The 17,142-nt window shown below is 59.8% G+C and carries 13 protein-coding genes; 8 read left to right on the plus strand and 5 right to left on the minus strand.

Annotation, left to right across the window (positions count from 1 at the left end; all coding sequences use genetic code 11):
- Nucleotides 1-195, minus strand: a 195-nt coding sequence (locus GC177_06690) for a carbamoyl phosphate synthase small subunit (protein MBI1275641.1), incomplete at its 3' end; no start/stop codon positions are given.
- Nucleotides 196-317: 122 nt separating this feature from the next.
- On the opposite strand from GC177_06690, the gene GC177_06695 reads away from it, so the two are divergent.
- Nucleotides 318-2,099: a DNA primase gene (locus GC177_06695; GenBank protein ID MBI1275642.1), complete on the plus strand. Its 1,782-nt coding sequence runs from the start codon at nt 318-320 to the stop codon at nt 2,097-2,099.
- Between the two features lie 93 nt (nt 2,100-2,192).
- On the opposite strand, the gene GC177_06700 is transcribed toward GC177_06695, so the two are convergent.
- Nucleotides 2,193-2,870 (minus strand): hypothetical protein, encoded by a 678-nt coding sequence (locus GC177_06700; GenBank protein MBI1275643.1) that lies wholly within the window; start codon nt 2,868-2,870, stop codon nt 2,193-2,195.
- A 37-nt stretch (nt 2,871-2,907) separates the two neighbouring features.
- Between GC177_06700 and rpoD the strand changes: the two genes are divergently transcribed.
- Together rpoD and GC177_06710 are read left to right on the plus strand one after the other, a co-directional pair.
- Complete coding sequence (gene rpoD / locus GC177_06705; protein ID MBI1275644.1) at nt 2,908-5,136, plus strand: RNA polymerase sigma factor RpoD; 2,229 nt, start codon at nt 2,908-2,910, stop codon at nt 5,134-5,136.
- Nucleotides 5,137-5,301: 165 nt separating this feature from the next.
- On the plus strand, nt 5,302-7,185 hold the full coding sequence (locus GC177_06710; GenBank protein ID MBI1275645.1) for a hypothetical protein: 1,884 nt from the start codon (nt 5,302-5,304) through the stop codon (nt 7,183-7,185).
- Nucleotides 7,186-7,191: 6 nt separating this feature from the next.
- On the opposite strand, the gene rmuC is transcribed toward GC177_06710, so the two are convergent.
- Nucleotides 7,192-8,745 (minus strand): DNA recombination protein RmuC, encoded by a 1,554-nt coding sequence (rmuC, locus tag GC177_06715; protein ID MBI1275646.1) that lies wholly within the window; start codon nt 8,743-8,745, stop codon nt 7,192-7,194.
- A gap of 130 nt (nt 8,746-8,875) precedes the next feature.
- On the opposite strand from rmuC, the gene GC177_06720 reads away from it, so the two are divergent.
- Nucleotides 8,876-9,508, plus strand: a complete 633-nt coding sequence (locus GC177_06720) for a hypothetical protein (protein MBI1275647.1) — start codon at nt 8,876-8,878, stop codon at nt 9,506-9,508.
- 4 nt (nt 9,509-9,512) lie between these two features.
- Here GC177_06720 and GC177_06725 read toward each other — a convergent pair whose 3' ends face one another.
- Nucleotides 9,513-10,541: a peptidoglycan DD-metalloendopeptidase family protein gene (locus GC177_06725; GenBank protein ID MBI1275648.1), complete on the minus strand. Its 1,029-nt coding sequence runs from the start codon at nt 10,539-10,541 to the stop codon at nt 9,513-9,515.
- Nucleotides 10,462-11,070 (minus strand): GNAT family N-acetyltransferase, encoded by a 609-nt coding sequence (locus GC177_06730; GenBank protein MBI1275649.1) that lies wholly within the window; start codon nt 11,068-11,070, stop codon nt 10,462-10,464. The genes GC177_06725 and GC177_06730 overlap by 80 nt, the downstream gene beginning before the upstream one ends.
- Between GC177_06730 and GC177_06735 the strand changes: the two genes are divergently transcribed.
- From GC177_06735 to purH, 4 genes are all read left to right on the plus strand, one after another.
- The gene (locus tag GC177_06735) at nt 11,000-12,376 is read left to right on the plus strand and encodes an L-serine ammonia-lyase (protein MBI1275650.1); all 1,377 of its coding nucleotides are present in this window, start codon (nt 11,000-11,002) and stop codon (nt 12,374-12,376) included. The two genes, GC177_06730 and GC177_06735, sit on opposite strands and share 71 nt — an antisense overlap.
- A gap of 16 nt (nt 12,377-12,392) precedes the next feature.
- Nucleotides 12,393-13,430, plus strand: a complete 1,038-nt coding sequence (locus GC177_06740; GenBank protein ID MBI1275651.1) for a hypothetical protein — start codon at nt 12,393-12,395, stop codon at nt 13,428-13,430.
- Nucleotides 13,349-15,364: an NAD-dependent epimerase/dehydratase family protein gene (locus GC177_06745; GenBank protein MBI1275652.1), complete on the plus strand. Its 2,016-nt coding sequence runs from the start codon at nt 13,349-13,351 to the stop codon at nt 15,362-15,364. Before GC177_06740 ends, GC177_06745 begins: the two co-directional genes overlap by 82 nt.
- A 164-nt stretch (nt 15,365-15,528) precedes the next feature.
- Nucleotides 15,529-17,100, plus strand: coding sequence for a bifunctional phosphoribosylaminoimidazolecarboxamide formyltransferase/IMP cyclohydrolase (gene purH, locus GC177_06750; protein MBI1275653.1), 1,572 nt, complete (start codon nt 15,529-15,531; stop codon nt 17,098-17,100).
- Nucleotides 17,101-17,142: the final 42 nt, after the last annotated feature.

Consider the following 17,142-nt stretch of genomic DNA (forward strand, 5'->3'; position numbering starts at 1 on the left):
GATATGGGGAAAGGTGAAGGTGATGATCTGCCCGGCATAGGATGGGTCGGTCATCACTTCCTGATAGCCGGTCATGGCCGTGTTAAAGCAAAGTTCGCCAATGGCTTCCCCTTCTGCTCCAATACCTTCTCCCCAAAACACATCGCCATCATCTAAAACCAAGGCAGCATTATAGGCAGGGCGGGCAGACGCCATGGGTCCTCACTATCTTTCCGGGCAAACTTGCGAGCGTTTAATGGACCATTGGGCATGCGTCAATCAATTTTTCATTTTTTTGACTGCTTTGGAAACCCGCGTAAATATGTTAATCATTCCGCATGACCACCTTCCCCCGAGCCCCTACTTATCAACGCGAGTTCTTGGACCGGCTTCGAGACTCCGTCCCGGTTTCGCAGGTATTGGCGCGTTTCATTCCGCTCAAGCGCAATGGCCGCCTCTGGAAGGCCTGCTGCCCGTTCCATAAGGAAAAAACCCCCTCCTTCCAGGTGCAGGATGACCGCCAGTCTTACCATTGCTTCGGCTGCGGCGCGCATGGCGATCATATCAAATTCCTGATGGAACATCAGCGCATGAGCTTCGCCGATGCCGTACGCGACATCGCCGCCATGGCGGGCATCCCCCTGCCGGAGCAGCCAAGCTTTTCTTCCACCGGCCAACCGCAGGCCGCCCGCCCGCAGCACGAACGCGCCTATGCCATGCTGGAGGCCGCCGCCGCCTGGTTTGAAAGCCAGCTCGCCAGCCCAGCCGGGTTGCAGGCCCGCGCCTACCTCGACAAGCGCGGCCTGAGCCAGACCATGCAGGCGCGTTATCGCATCGGCCTGGCGCCGGACCACCGCCAGGCTCTGGGCACGCATCTAAAAACACTGGGTTTTGACGACCGCCTGATGATCGAACACGGCCTGCTGATCGCGCCCGAAGCCGCGGGAAGCCAGCCCTACAGCCGCTTCCGCAGCCGCCTGATGATTCCTATCAAAAATCGCCAGGGCAAGGTTATCGCCTTCGGCGGGCGCATTCTGGGTGAAGGCCAGCCGAAATACCTCAACTCCCCCGAAACCCCGCTATTCCAAAAACGCCTGACGCTTTTTAACCTCGATACCGCCCGCAAACCCGCGCACGACAACAACCGCGTGCTGGTGGTGGAAGGCTACATGGACGTCATCGCCCTCGTGCAGGCGGGCATGGAAGAAGCCGTCGCCCCGCTTGGCACCGCCGTGACGGAAGAACATCTGGGCACCCTCTGGCAATTGTCCGACCGCCCCATCCTTTGCCTGGACGGTGACACGGCGGGTCAGCGCGCCATGCTCCGTGTGGCCGATATGGCCCTCCCTCTCATGCAATCCGGCAAGGATTTGCGCTTCGCCATCCTCCCAGCCGGAGAAGATCCCGACAGCCTGCTGAAAAAACCGGATGGAACCGCCAAAATGGAGGCCTGCCTTGCTCAGGCCGTTCCTCTGTCGCAGGCTCTCTGGCAAAGTCGCCTGAATGCCGCCCCGCACGCCACACCCGAAGAGCTCGCCAGCCTTGGCCGCAACCTGCGTGAGCTGGAAAAGAAGGTGAAGGATGATTTTTACCGGGAATCCCTCGGGGATTTCTTCCGTGCCAAGCTTTACGAACTGAAACAGGCAGCGCGCCAGGCCGCCTTTACGGCCAGCAAAGCCAGGGCAAACCCGGCCTCCGGACGCATGCGCTATCAGCCCGCACCCAAAAACCAGCCCGCCCGCAGCAGCCTGGCCGCCCCCAGCCGTGACATGCGCGCCATCCCCATCATGGCCTGGCTTATGCGCCACCCCGATCTCGTAGAACGGGCCGATGTGGAAGAGGCCCTGGCCGCGCTTGAGTTGCAAAGCCTTGAAATGCGCCATCTGCAAACCTATCTGCTGAATGACCGCCTGATGGGCGCGCTCCCGCCTGATGCCCCGGCGGTGGCGCAGCTTATCGCGCGGTTACAGGCATTTACCTTTCCGGATGAGGCCAGTCTTCATCCGCCTCATGTACACGCCATGCAGCTTTTCGGCCAGATGGCGGAGCATGAAAAAGGCCTTGCCGGGCTTCCCCGACCTGTTTCCCCCTCTCGAAACAGGGCCGGAAAAGCCGTTTAAAAAACAGGTTAAATAAAAAAGCGCTTTAACTTTATGTAAAAATTCGCATGATACGCGCTTTTGGTGGCATGGGTTACCATGCCAATAAATATGCTATTCTTTTATCTGGGCTCTGACGTAGGACGCAAACATGGCCAAAACCTCTGCCAAACCAGCCGCAAAACCCGTAAAGAAAACCTCCAGCAACAAAAAGCCCGCCATTAAAGTCGTAAAAGCAAGCTCCAGCAAACCCTCCACGGCCAAAAGCCTGGCTGCAAAAATGCTGGCCGGCGCCAAGGCACTTGCCAAGGGCAAAAGCAAACCAGCGGTGAAAGCGGTGGCCAAACCTGCGCCTAAAAAAGCAGCCCCACCCGCCAAGGCAAAAAAAGCACCGGTAAAAGCACCTACCAAACCCATCAAGCAGGTTGCGAAAAAACCCGCCCCCAAAAAAACCGCCCCAAAAAAACCGGTGGCAAAAAAACCTGCCGTCAAGCTGGTGAAAAAACCCGTCGCAAAAACGGCTCCCAAAAAACCGGCTAAGCAGATTGCGAAAAAATCCGCGCCTGTGGCAAAAACAAAAAAACCACCGGTGAAGCAACCGCCGCAGAAAAAAGCTTCTGCAAAATCAGCGACATCCAAACCGGTTTCAAAGCAACCCGTCAAGCCTATCGCCAAGCAGCCGCAACCAAAGGCAACAAAAGCACTTGCAGGTAAAGCTGACTCCGCTAAACAGACGCCTTCCAAACCATCGCCCAAAGCAGCGCCCGTGCAAAAAACCGATACCACCACCAAGGCAGGCCTCCTTAAGTCCAATAAGGCCTCCGCCGCGGTGCAGACGTCCGCAAAAAACACCGACAAATCCTCCAAAGCCGCCACCGCCGCTCAACAGGCGGCGGAAGCGGGCAGCATTTTCAAAAAGCTCGTCGCGCTCGGAAAAACCAAGGGCTATGTGTCCTTCGATGAACTGAACGGCATCCTCCCGCCCGATGTTTATTCGCCTGAACAGATTGAAGGCATTGTCGCCACACTGGTGGAATCCGGCATTTCCGTGCGCGATGCCAAAGGCAAGCCGATCGACCGCGATACGCGCGCCAACACGGGCGGCGAATTCGACGAGGATGACGACGACACCGGTTTCGTGCCCCCTCCCGCCGAAGCGGAAGACGAAGCCGAACCTCAGGAAGAAGTTTCCGATATCGGCCGCACCGACGACCCCGTGCGCCTCTACCTGCGCGAGATGGGCAGCGTGGAACTCCTTTCCCGCGAAGGAGAAATCGAACTCGCCAAACGCATCGAGCAGGGCCGCCAGATGATCATCGGCTCCCTCGTGGAGCTGCCGATGGTAATGCGCCAGTTCGCCGAATGGTATGACAGCCTGAGTGAAGGCACGTTGCTGCTGCGCGACATCATTGACCTCGACGCCACATACGGCGCAGGGCCTGACAGCCTGCCCGCCATCCCGGGCGAGGAAAGCTTCAGCGGCAAGCAGGAAGACTCCGAAGCCGCAAAGAAAGCCGCCGAGGAACGGAAAGCCGAAGAAAAGAAAAAGGCCGAGGCCGAAGCCGCCAAGAAAGCGGAAGAGGAGAAAAAGAAAGCCAAAGCCGCCAAACCGGCTAAAGCCGAAAAGAAACCGACCCGCGCCTCCCGCAAGGTAAGCGATGAGGACGAAGACGACTTCGAGGACGATGAGGAAGAAGATTCCATCGACGACGAGGATGAAGAAGAGGAAGAAGAAGGAGAAGGCGAGAAAGCCGAAGAGGAAGAAGACGAGGACGATGAGGATGATAGCGCCATTTCCATCACCGCGATGGAAACCAAGCTGCTGCCGCACATGATGGAGACCTTCGGGCTCTATGTGAAACAGTCCAAAAAGCTGAAAGGCTTTCTTGATCGCCAGCTTCAGGCTTCCATCGACGGCAAGCCGTTTACCGACAAGGACAAGGAGCAATACGCCCAGCTGCGCAGCGGCATCGTGGCGCTCATGGAAAACCTTCGCCTCAGCAACCCCGTGCTGGACCGCCTGCTGGAACGCATCAACGGCCGCTACAAAGAGCTGATCGCCATTGAGACCGAACTCTTCAAGCTCGCCACCGATGCCAAAGTTCAGCGCAAGAGCTTCTTCAAGTTTTTCTACAGCAACGAGCTCAACCGCGACTGGCTGGACGAAGCCGTCAAAAGCAAGGAACCGGGGTTCAGCACGCTGAAAGAGAAATATAAAAAACAAGTGGACGAACTGAACGACCGCATCCACCGCTTCGCGCTGGAAGAGGAAATGGAGATCGCCCATTACAAAAAATCCGTCCAGGCCGTGCAGAAGGGCGAACGCGACGCCACCCGCGCCAAAAAGGAAATGATCGAAGCCAACCTGCGTCTGGTGATTTCGATTGCCAAAAAATACACCAACCGCGGCCTTCAGTTCCTCGACCTGATTCAGGAAGGCAATATCGGCCTCATGAAAGCGGTCGATAAGTTCGAATACCGCCGTGGTTACAAATTCTCGACCTACGCCACCTGGTGGATCCGTCAGGCCATCACCCGCTCCATTGCGGATCAGGCCCGCACCATCCGCATCCCGGTCCACATGATCGAGACCATCAACAAGATCGTCCGCACCAGCCGCCTGATGCTGCACGAGATCGGCCGCGAACCGACGCCGGAGGAACTGGCCGAACGCCTCGCCATGCCACTCGATAAAGTGCGCAAGGTCATGAAAATCGCCAAAGAGCCGGTCAGCCTCGAAACGCCGATCGGCGACGAGGAAGACAGCCAGCTGGGCGATTTCATCGAGGACAAGAACGCCGTCCTCCCGCTTGAGGCCGCCATCCAGTCCAACCTGCGCGAAACCACCACGCGCATTCTCGCCAGCCTCACCCCGCGTGAGGAACGCGTGCTGCGCATGCGCTTCGGCATCGGCATGAACACCGACCACACGCTGGAGGAAGTGGGCCAGCAATTCTCGGTCACGCGTGAGCGTATCCGCCAGATCGAGGCCAAGGCGCTGCGCAAGCTCAAACACCCGAGCCGCTCGCGCAAGCTGCGAAGCTTCCTCGACACCTAACAAAAAGCCCCGCTCTGCGGGGCTTTTTTCTTTCTGCCATATCCGCCTGAAAACCCTGCATTGCTGCGCCGCAGCGGCGAATTCTCTGGCCTTGTCCCGCCTGTGTAATATTATGAGACTATACAAAAACGGATGCTCAACGAAGCATTCGCACAGGGACTTAACATGTACAATAACTGCACGGCGATCAACAAGCACCCGTTGAGCGTTCTCTACAAACAGGTCTTGTCGGTATGCCGCAACACCGCCGCTTTCCTGAAGCGGGAGGAAGGGCAGGACCAGCCCTTGCAAACCGGTGTGCGCGACGCCGTTAAAACCATGCTGGAACGCATGGAAGCCGCCAACCTCATCAATGCCACGCCCGAAGCCATCCTGACGACGCCCGGCATGCGCACGCCCCTGCACTCCTTACCGGTGGAAACGGTGCAATATCAGGCGCAGGCCATGAACATCCTGTTAAGCGACCTGGCCAGCACCCTGGAGCCGGAAGATACGCTACCCCGCATCCGCGTGGCGCTGGATAACATCGATGAACATCAATACCGCGACCTGCATGCCTACGAGGGGTTTCTGGTGCCCAGCCGTGGCGGCATGTACAGCATGCTGCAATTCATCAACCTGCTGCAGCACAAGTCGCTGGCGGAATATTACGGCAACAATACCCATGGCGGCAATCCGCATATCCACGAAGGCAATATCTTCGCCAAACCGGTGGTCATCCACCGCGAAGGCGATTTCTGGACCCCGCTGCTGGATCTGCTCCAGATCGACGAGGAAGGCCTTGCGCGTGACTGGAACATCCATTTTGCGGGCAGCCTGGAAGAATGCGCCGAGAAAATGACCGAAGGCTGGTGGCGCTATCGCAACGGCCCGCATTATCAACCCGCGCAGTGGCAGGGCAATATTCCCGAATGGGATGACCGCAAGCTGGTCATCCTCTTTTCGCGCACCGCTGAAAAGCTGGAGGATATAAAAGCCGCCATCGCCAACAGGCCGGAATATGCGCACATCACCGTCACCGATATCGGAGAGATTGAGCATCTGATGGCCCATGCCGATATTCGCGACGGCAACGGCCGACATGTCACCTTCGCCTTCCAAAGCCCACTGGAAACCAGCCTGAGCTATTCCGGCAACGCCGAGGAAAAACTCGCCGCGGCCTTCGACGCCATGAAACAGATCGGCATGACGCGTGACCAGGATGGAAACCAGACGGATGCCGGACGCCAGGCTACACGCTTTCTACTCGATCATTTCGGCGTGGGTTACAGCAACGTGCTCATCATGGTGGACGATGCCGGGCTCAACCTCAATGAACGCGAAAGCAGCGAACATTTCACCTTCCCCGCGCTGGACAACCTTCCGACGGACGCCATCGAGCGCAGCATCGAAGGCATGACCTTGAACGAACTCTATAAATGCATGCATGAAAGCAACTGCCTGGAACAGCTTCGCACCCGGCTGGCAACGGAGTTTCAACAACCTATCGACAACGACATGCTGGGCGACTGGATGCTTTACGTCATCTGGAATACCACACTGGTGAACAACCTGCCCTTTCCCGGCGTGGAACTGGCCTACGCGCGCGATGCGGCGGGCGGTTTCGGCCCCCTGATGAAGCGGCTTCAGCAGGCGGCGGAAACCGCCCTGCCCGATGCACAATCCACCATCAACAGCAATTACACCCAGCTTGCCTGCTCGCTGGATGCGTTGCGCGGCACGGTGGATATCACCCGCGTGCTGGCGGTGCATGATGCGCGCGACTACCTGCTTGCCCGTTCCGATCATGAAGGACGCGGCTACGCACCCGAACTGCCGCTGGAAAAAGCGAGCACCTGGCATTTCTCCATTCCGCTGGATGATCACCGCACCGTGCGCGAACTGCCGCCCGAGGAGGCCGCGTTCCATAACCAGCGGCAATCCTGCTTCCTGACCCTGCTGGATGAATTGCAGGCATTAAGCCATTCCATCGCGACGCAAGCGGACCGGGACGACGGCGCCATCCTCACCTCCAACGCCGCCGACGGCACCTACAAAACGGTGGCCTAGGACGCCCTAAGCCGCCTCCGCCTTATCATCCCCATTGGTGAGATACTGCATCGGCTGCGCGGCTTCCTCCACCGCCTCTTCGGCTTCCAGTTCGATCATGTGCGTTTCCTCCAGCACCGAGAAGCTCGGCAGCTGCTTTGGCAGATCCTTGTTCTTGGCCGGGCGGATGCCAAGTTTGCCGAGTTTGCGTGCGGTTGCCAGCAAACGACCATTCACGGAGGCCGAGAACTCGCTATACTGCTCCGCCGCCTGCTTCAGGTTTTTGCCAATGGCCCCGGCCTTGCCCAGCGCCACGCCGGTACGGTCGAGCAATTCGGATACGGTCTGCATGATGAGTTCCTGGTTCTCCGCCTGCTGCGCCAGCTGAATTTCCATGCGGCAAAGCGCCATCAGCCCTGCCAGACCGGTTGGCCCTGCCAGGATGATATTGCTGTTCATGCAGCTCTGGGTGAATTCCGGGTCCGCCTGCTGAATATGGTCCAGCGCCGCTTCGCTTGGCAGATACATCACGTTCAGCACACGGCGGATGCCCTGCTTGCCGTTAGCCTGCTTATGTGCCGCGCGCACGGCCTGTTCGTAATCCTTGGCGGCCAGCCCTTTCAGGTGGCGCTGCATACTGCCCTTGAGGTTTTTAGCAGCCTCCAGCTTGGCGACTTCACCTTCCGCCGCGCCGAACTGCAGCAGAAACTGGCTGGCCTTGCTGTCGATCACCATCACCGTTTCATGCGGCAGAAAGATGATCGCATCCGGCCGCAGCTTGTTGGCGGCCTCGCCTTCCACGCTGTATTGCATGCGGTAATCCCGCCCCGGCTGCAGACCGAATGCTTTGAGGGTATTTTCCAGGCCGATTTCGGAAAAACGCCCCACCTCGCCCGGCACGGTCAAGGCCTTCCACACACGCTCCACCGTGCCGCGCTGCTCGCCCACCTGCTCACGCAGCGTGGCCACATGCTGCAGTACCGTCTGGAATTCCTTGGTCAGCCCCTGCGTGGTTTTCTGGGTGGATTCCTCCTGCTGCTTGCGGGCTTCCTCCGCCTCGCGCTTGTGGTCTTCCAGCAATTTGCTGGAAAGCTGGTGGCCCGCTTCAAGCACGGAGGCTTTCGCCGCATGCAGGCTTTGTTCCTTCAGCGTCTCCCAGTCGCGCATGCGCTCTTCCATCGCCTTGATATCCTGCTGCACCAGCGCCACGCGCTGATCGGCCGCCTGCTTCTGCGTGAAGGCCATTTCGGCGCGGCTGATGGCCTGGGTGCGCTCTTCAAAGGCTTTCACGAGCTGTTTTTCCAGCTCTTCCATCCGTGTTTCCGCCGTCACCTGCGCTTTCAACGCCTCGGTCTTGGCCTCGCGCGCGGCGTCGATCTCCTCTTCCAGCGCGGCAAGGCGGTTACTCACCTGCTCATGCTGCACTTCCAGCGAATGCGCCATGTTCTGCGCGGCATTCAGCTCGCCGATCAGGTGCTGCCTGTCCTGCAGCGCGCGCCACAGCGCAATCACGGCCCACGCCCCGGCCGCGGTGATCACCAGCATCAACATGCCCATGCTGTTGGCTGCGAAACCTTCCATAGCGATCTCCCTGATTTATCGATGGCTTATAATACCTAACAAGACCGTAACTGGTGTTTTTATGAATACCTGTTAGAGAGGGGGACTGTAACAGATTCATCCATAAACGTCACCCATACGAAACAATCCCATGAAACATTTGGCTAAACGCTTGATATTCTGCTTCATGCTTCTGCTGGCCGCCCCCGCGCAGGCACAGGAGGCCTTCCCCGCCAAACCAGCGGATATCGAAGCCGTGAACAAATACATCAACAACATCCATTCCCTGGTGGCGGATTTCACGCAGGTTGCGCCGGACGGCTCCATCGGCTACGGCAAATTCTTCCTTAAGCGCCCGGGCCGCTTCCGCTGGCAATATGAGCCGCCCATCCCGCTGCTCATCATCGGCAATAATAACAACATGATTTATCATGACCTGGAACTAGACCAGGTGAGCAATGTTCCCACGCGCGACAACCTTGCCAGCATCCTGGCCAAGCCGCAGCTGGACATTGCGAAAGATGTGAAGCTTGCCAAAGCTGAGCGCCGCGCCAACACGCTGCGACTCACCATTCAGGATAAGACCACGCCGAAGGATGGCAGCCTGACGCTGATCTTCACGCAAAACCCCGTCTCACTCAGCCAGCTGGAGGTGCTGGACGCCACCGGCAACCTCACCCGTCTGAGCCTGAGCAACCTCGTCTATGGCAGCGACCTGAGCGACAAGCTCTTCACCATCGACCAGACATCCCGTCTGATGAAACGCGGCGGCGGACGCAAGTAACGCATCAACGGACGGGCATACTCCAGTCCTCACGCAAAATCTCCTGCGCGCCGCGCTTCATGACGAAATGCGCCGTGTAGCTGCCCTTCTCCCACCCGGTTGCAGGCTGCTTCAGCCCGAATGACCAGAGCGTGGTTGCCTGCGGCCGCGGCTGCACCTCATGGCGCTTCACCAGTTCGCGCCCGTCCGGCGCCATCAGCTGCATATCCATCACATCACCCTCGCGCGCGCCGGCCACTTCCAGCCAGGCAATCAGCGCGGGGGCCGCCGTGGGCAGTTGCACAAATGGGTCCGTCCCCGCACGCGCGGGTTCCAGCTCTTCCTGCTTTTCCACAAACCCGTGCCCCAGCAGGTTCACCGGCTTATAGGCCAGCAGGTTCAGCGCCGCCTCATCCCACAGCGGCTGCGCGCCTTCGGGGTGGCATCCCGCATCATTCTCGCCCTTTTCCGGCACCATGCGCCCGGTGAATGGGTCCACAGAGATGTTATGCTTACGAATCTCCGCATGCACATGCGGAAACTGCGCATTGCCCGAATGGCCGAGCATCGCCACCTTCTGCCCGCGCACCACCTGCTGCCCCGGCTGCACCTGGACCGATCCTTTGCGCAAATGGCATAGTTGCGACTGCCAGCCATCCGCATGGTCAATGACCACGCCATTGCCGCAGTCCTTGCCCTTAGGCAACCCACCGGGCAGCTGGCGCGGGTCCTTGTCTTCCATGCCGTCGCGCACGGCTTTCACCGTGCCGTCGGCCATTGCCAGCACCGGCACGCCGCGCTGCATGTCGGCAATGTTCTTCACCCGCACATCCGTGCCGTCATGCCCATTATAGGTCATGGCGCCGCACTGATAATCCCGCCTGCCTTCGCCGGGGTCCGTATCCACATAATTCTGCACGAAGCACCGCCCCGGAGCGCAATCCACCGGGCTGGAGAAGCGCATGCTACTTTCCTCAGCGCACGCGCTCCCCAAAACGATATTCCATGTAATAGGCGTCATCATGAGGGCTATGGTTGAACGGCTGAATTTCATAGAACCCCACTTGCTGATAAAGTTTTCCTGCGGCTTCCAGTCGTCGCATGCTGTCCATGCGCAGCATCTTGTATCCGGCTTTTTCGGCCTGGTCCATCGCATGCGCCAGCAGCAACCGGCCAATCTTCAATCCCTGATAGGCAGGGGTGACATACAGCCGCTTGATTTCTGCCACCCCCTCCCCTTGTGCGTAAAATGCCGCCGTACCGGCAATGACACCATCCACAACCGCCACGAACAACCCGCCTTTGGGCGGGGCATAGCGCCCCGGCAACCCGGCAAGCTCTTCCTCAAACCCCTGAAAGCAAAGGTCCACCTGCAGAAATGCCTCATATTCACGCCAGAGCCTGCGGATGGCGTCCATCTCCCCTTGCTGCGTTGCGGCGCGGATTTCCATTGAACGCGCAGTCCCTTTGCCCCATAGATAAATCAGTTCTTTCCCTGGGTTTATTCTATCAATGTCCTTAAGCGTTTTCGATCTTTTTTCCATCGGCGTCGGCCCTTCCAGTTCCCACACGGTTGGCCCCATGCGCGCCAGCGCCCATTTCGCCAACACCCTGCTGATGGCGCATGAACCATCTTCCATCACCCGCGTCATGGTTGAGCTTTACGGTTCACTCGCCCTCACCGGCATCGGCCACGGCACCGACAAGGCCGTGCTGCTCGGGCTGGAAGGCGAATATCCCGAAACGGTCGGCCTCGACAAACTCAGCAAACGTCCCGCCGCCATCAAGGAAGGCGACAGCCTGAAACTGGTGGGCCGTTACGCCGTGCCCTTCCATTTCAAAAATGATGTCATCTTCCGCAAGGCCGACGTGCTGCCCATGCATGCCAATGGCCTGCGCTTTGTCGCTTATGGAAAGAACGAAAAATTGTTGATGGAGTCCGTTTATTATTCCATCGGCGGCGGCTTCGTGGTGGATGGCGAGGGCAACCCTATTGGCGGCACCACGGCGCTGGTGGAAAAGCAGGAGCCCTATCCTTTCCGAACATTCGCCGAATTGCGCGAACATTGCGAGAAAAACGACCTCTACATCCACCAGGTGATGATGGCCAACGAGCGCTGCTGGCGCGGCGAAGATGCCATTCGTGAGAAACTCAACGACATCTGGGACGTCATGCGTCACTGCGTCGATACCGGCATTCATGGCGAGGGTATCCTCCCTGGCGGCCTCAACGTGCGCCGCCGCGCGCCGGGCATCTACCAGAGCCTGCGCGGCACCACCAACCCCGAGCGCGTCAGCGGCGCCATGGACTGGCTCAGCGTCTACGCCATGGCGGTGAACGAGGAAAATGCCGGGGGCGGCCGCGTCGTCACCGCACCCACCAACGGCGCGGCGGGCGTCATCCCCGCCGTATTATATTACTACCTGCACCATTCCCGCACCCCTCGGGCCGATGCCATTCAGGTCTACCTGCTCACCACCGGCGCCATAGGCATGCTTTACAAGCACGGCGCATCTCTTTCCGCCGCCGAGGTTGGCTGTCAGGGCGAGGTCGGCGTGGCTTCCTCCATGGCCGCCGCCGGTTATGCCGCCCTTATCGGCGGCACGCTGAACCAGATCGAGAATGCCGCTGAGATCGCCATGGAACACCATCTCGGCATGACCTGCGACCCCATCATGGGCCTTGTGCAGATCCCCTGCATCGAGCGCAACGCCATGGGCGCCATCAAGGCCGTCGGCTCCGCCAAACTGGCGCTGCATGAAGCAGGCACCAATATCGTCTCGCTCGATCGCGTCATCGCCACCATGCTGCAAACCGGCAAGGACATGATGAGCAAATACAAGGAAACCTCGCTTGGCGGCCTGGCCGTCAACGTGCCTGAGTGCTGATTAGGGAGTACTAGGAATGCTGCCATTCTGGTTCGAAGCCTTCTACGTGCTTGCGCTTCCATCCCTCATGGCCTTTGTACTTTCCCTCGCCGCCACCGGCTTCCTCATCCGCTGGCTGCACCACAAGCAGATCATGGACACCCCAAACGCCCGCAGCAACCACACGCTGCCCACCCCGCGCGGCGGCGGCCTGGCTGTAATGGGCGTCACCTTCCTCATGTGGGCGCTGGTGCCCTGGATGCAAAGCAGCCTGCAAAAACACACCGTGCCCGAAGGGCTCTGGCCCATCCTGCTCGCAGCCACCGGCCTCGCCTGGCTTTCCTGGCAGGACGACCGGCACGGGCTTTCCGCACGCATCCGCCTGGCCATGCAGGCGCTTGCCGTGCTGGCTGGCCTTTTCACTTTTCATACGCCCATTCTCGGGTTTTCCTTCCTGCCCCTTTGGCTTGACCATGCCATCGCCGCGCTCATCTGGCTCTGGTTCATCAACCTCACCAATTTCATGGACGGCATCGACGGCATCACCGGCAGCCAGGCCCTTTGCATGGCGGGCACCATCTGGATGGCGGTCATGTTCACGGATATGGACCGCGCCCACTTGGCCTACATCTCGATCCTCGGCGCCAGCGTGGCGGGCTTCCTTGTGTGGAACTGGCAGCCCGCGAAAATTTTCCTTGGCGATGTCGGCAGCATTCCGCTCGGTTTCATCCTCGGCTGGTTTCTGCTGAAATTGGGTGAAGGAGGCCACTGGCTGGCGGCGGCAATCATCCCAAGCTATTACCTGATCGACAGCTCCATCACCCTCATCCGCCGCCTGCTGAAACAAGAACGCATCTTCGAAGCCCATTCCCAGCACGCCTACCAAAAAGCCAAGCGCGGTGGCCTTTCCCCCCGGCGCATCTGCGTCATCCTTGCCGCCCTTTCCGCCCTTAATTTCGTCTGGATTGCATTATTTTATAACATGCCCGCCGAATGGGCATGGGTCTGGGTTGCGCTTGCCTATGGCTCTGGGCTATTAGTATTTATCCAATTCAGCCGCCGCGCATCTTCATGAAGCAAACATTCAGGCCTTTCTGGTCTCACAAAAACGTCATCGCCGTCTCGCATGATGCGGCCATGGCGGCCATCAGCTATGTGCTGGCGCTTTATCTGCGTCTGGGTGGCAGCCAGTCAGGGCAGATTCCTGGCCTGCTCTGGCCGGGCATGCTCATGTTTGTGCTGGTCTGCGTCGGCGTCTTCATTGCCAGCAAGCAATATCGCGGCATGTGGCGTTATGCCTCCATGCAGGATGTGGTGACCATCTGCAAATCCGCCACGCTGGCCGTGCTGATTTTCCTGCCGCTGCTCTTCCTCGTCACACGCCTGGACGGCTACCCCCGCTCCGCCCTCGTCATCAACTGGCTGCTGCTGGCCGCGCTGCTGGCGGGCCCGCGCCTGCTCTACCGCCTGCTGCGCGAGCGCAACATCGCCATGATATTGGGCGACCGCTGGAGCTGGCTCTTCCCGCCGGACCATCGCACCCCCGTGCTGCTGCTTGGCATGGATAACAACGCCGAGATGTTCCTGCGCAGCACCCAGCGCGCCGAATGCACACCATACAAAGTCGTGGCCATTGCTGATGACGACCCCCGCCTGCGCGGCCGCTACATCCATGGCGTCAAGGTCATGGGCAGCTATGCGCATCTCGAAAAAATCCTCTGGAAGCTCGGCAACAAAGGCACGCCCGCGCAGCAACTGATCCTGAGCCAGCCTTATCTGGAGCCTGATCGCGTCCGCAACATTCTCGCCATTGCGGAGAAGCATGGCCTTTCCATGGCCAAACTGCCGGATTTCGATCATCTTCAGAATGCCGTGGACAAAAACAAGCTCAAGCCCATCGCCATTGAAGAACTCCTCGGCCGTGCCCAAATCCCCATCGCGTGGGAAAATATCCACGCCCTCATCCGTGGCCGCAGCGTGCTGGTCACCGGCGCGGGCGGCAGCATCGGCAGCGAGCTGGCACGCTGCATCGCCGCCGTGGAGCCCGGCTGCCTCATACTGCTCGATCATTCCGAACTCGGCCTTTATAATATCGACCAGGACATCGCCGCCCTTGCCCCGCAGGTGGAGCGCATCAGCCTGCTGGCCGATGTGCGCGACGGCCCCACCATCCATCACCTGCTGCAAACCTACCAGCCGGAACTCATCTTCCACGCCGCCGCCATCAAACACGTGCCAATTGCCGAGCAAAACCCCTTCGAGGCCGTGATGACCAACCTGGTCGGTACGCGCAACCTGGCCGATGCCGCGCGCGAATCCGGCGCGCTGGCCATGGTGATGATCTCCACCGACAAGGCCGTGAACCCCACCAGCCTGATGGGCGCCACCAAACGCGCCGCCGAGCTCTATTGTCAGGCTTTGGGGGAGGAATCCTCCAGCAAGCACCCCACCCGCTTCATGACCGTGCGCTTCGGCAACGTGCTGGGCTCCACCGGCTCGGTCGTGCCGCTCTTTCGCAAGCAGCTGGAAGCCGGCGGCCCCATCACCATCACCGATCCCGGCATGGTGCGCTATTTCATGACCATTCAGGAAGCCGTCCATCTCGTGCTTCAGGCCAGCGTGGCGGGGATGGACCCCGCCCATAAAAGCGGCCAGATCTTTGTGCTCGATATGGGCGAACCCGTCCGCATTATCGAAATGGCCGAAAAGATGATCCGCCTCTCAGGCCTCATCCCCGGCAAGGATATCACCATCGAAACCATCGGCATCTGCCCCGGCGAAAAGCTTTTTGAAGAGCTGTTCTACCACGACGAAGCGCCGGAACGCACCCCCTTCCACGGCATCCTGCTCGCCAAACCGCGCCCGCTGGCCGGCCGCGCCGCCCGCCGCCACGCCGATGCGCTGGAACGCCTCGCCGCCAGCCACGACCTGACCAAAATGCTCCAGGCATTGCAAATGCTGGTAGAGGAATATGACCCCAACGGCCTGGCGGAAAGCTTCGCCGCCTAACGTCTATGCGCAGCGCCCCCTCCCCCTCACCCCAGCCCTCTCACCTTGTGGGAGAGGGCTGGGGTGAGGGGGTCTCTAAACAAAGATGAATCAACCATGACAAACTTGCGGCCCGTCGGCATCCGGGCTATAGCGCAGGCTTCCCTATCATAATGAGTATCATAATGAGTCATCCCATGCTGGTTCCCATCAAACGCGCGCTTATTTCCGTTTCCGACAAGACCGGGCTCATCGCCCTGGCGGAAGTGCTGCACAAGCATGGGGTTGAGATTCTCTCCACCGGCGGCACCGCAAAGGCCATTCAGGCCGCCAATATCCCGACCGTTGAAGTGGCCGACTATACCGGCTTTCCCGAAATGCTCGACGGCCGCGTCAAAACGCTCCACCCTAAAATCCACGGCGGCCTGCTCGGCGTGCGCGACGACGAACATCACCGCGCCGCGATGGACCAGCACGGCATTGGCAATATCGACCTCGTCGTGGTCAACCTCTACCCGTTCGAGGCCACCGTCGCCAAAGGCGCAAGCCATGAGGAAATCATCGAGAATATCGACATCGGCGGCCCCTCCATGGTGCGCTCGGCCGCCAAAAACCACCGCTTCGTCACCATCGTCACCGAAGCTGAGGACTACACCCAGGTCATCGCCGAGATGCAGGCCAACCGCGGCGCCACCAGCCTCGACCTCCGTCAGCGTCTGGCCGCCAAAGCCTATGCCCGCACCGCCAGCTACGATGCCGCCATCGCAACCTGGTGCAATGCCAACCTCGCGGGCGGCAACTGGCCCACGCGCTTCACCCTCGCGGGCGAGCTCAAGCAATCCCTCCGCTACGGCGAAAACCCGCACCAGAAAGCTGCCTTCTACGTCACCGATGGCAGCACCCCCGGCGTCGCCTCCGCCGAGCAGCTGCAAGGTAAGGAACTCAGCTACAACAATATCAACGATACCGACGCCGCCTGGCTGCTGGCCGCCGAGTTTGATGAACCGGCCGCCGTCATCGTCAAACACGCCAGCCCCTGCGGCGCCGCCACCGGCAAGAATTTGCTGGAAGCCTACGAACGCGCCCTCGCCTGCGACCCCGTCAGCGCCTTCGGCGGCATCATCGCCCTCAATCAAACGCTTGATGAAAAAACGGCCGAAGCCATTGCCAAGCTCTTCGCCGAGGTCATTATCGCGCCGGATGTAAGCGAACAGGCCCTTGCCATCCTTTCCGCCAAACCCAATGTGCGTGTGCTGAAAACCGGCGGCATGCCTTCACCCGCCCAGCTCGGCCTCGCCGCCCGCAGCGTCGCCGGTGGCCTTCTTCTTCAGGATTTGGATGCCAAACGCGTGACGCGTGAGGACATGACCGTGGCCACCACCCGTCAACCCACCGAGGCCGAATGGGCGGACATGCTCTTCGGCTTCCGCACGGTCAAACACGTGAAATCCAACGCCATCGTCGTGGCGCGCAACAACGCCACCATCGGCATCGGCGGCGGCCAGACCAGCCGCGTGGACGCCACCGAACAGGCCCTCGGCCGCGCCGCCAAAATGCATGGCAACCTGCTGAAAGGCGCCAGCCTCGCCTCCGATGCCTTCTTCCCCTTCCCCGACAGCATCGAGCTAGCGGCCAAAACCGGCATCACCGCCATCATCCAGCCCGGCGGCTCCATGCGCGATCAGGAAGTGTTAGATGCTGCCAACAAGCTCGGCCTAGCCATGGTCATCACCGGCGCACGGCATTTCAGGCATTAATCATTAACTCCCCAACCGTCATTCCAGCGAAAGCTGGAATCC

It is taken from the genome of bacterium (assembly GCA_016124905.1).
GTDB lineage: Bacteria > Pseudomonadota > Alphaproteobacteria > Rickettsiales > RI-342 > RI-342.

Bases quoted from the DNA above. Each gene is read 5' to 3' on its own strand.
- GC177_06710 (MBI1275645.1), top strand. From the start codon at position 5,302: ATGTACAATAACTGCACGGCGATCAACAAGCACCCGTTGAGCGTTCTC.
- GC177_06745 (MBI1275652.1), top strand. From the start codon at position 13,349: ATGGGCATGGGTCTGGGTTGCGCTTGCCTATGGCTCTGGGCTATTAGT.
- GC177_06725 (MBI1275648.1), bottom strand. From the start codon at position 10,541: ATGAAATTCAGCCGTTCAACCATAGCCCTCATGATGACGCCTATTACA.
- rmuC (MBI1275646.1), bottom strand. From the start codon at position 8,745: ATGGAAGGTTTCGCAGCCAACAGCATGGGCATGTTGATGCTGGTGATC.
- purH (MBI1275653.1), top strand. From the start codon at position 15,529: ATGAGTCATCCCATGCTGGTTCCCATCAAACGCGCGCTTATTTCCGTT.
- GC177_06730 (MBI1275649.1), bottom strand. From the start codon at position 11,070: ATGGGGCCAACCGTGTGGGAACTGGAAGGGCCGACGCCGATGGAAAAA.
- GC177_06720 (MBI1275647.1), top strand. From the start codon at position 8,876: ATGAAACATTTGGCTAAACGCTTGATATTCTGCTTCATGCTTCTGCTG.
- GC177_06695 (MBI1275642.1), top strand. From the start codon at position 318: ATGACCACCTTCCCCCGAGCCCCTACTTATCAACGCGAGTTCTTGGAC.
- GC177_06740 (MBI1275651.1), top strand. From the start codon at position 12,393: ATGCTGCCATTCTGGTTCGAAGCCTTCTACGTGCTTGCGCTTCCATCC.
- GC177_06735 (MBI1275650.1), top strand. From the start codon at position 11,000: ATGTCCTTAAGCGTTTTCGATCTTTTTTCCATCGGCGTCGGCCCTTCC.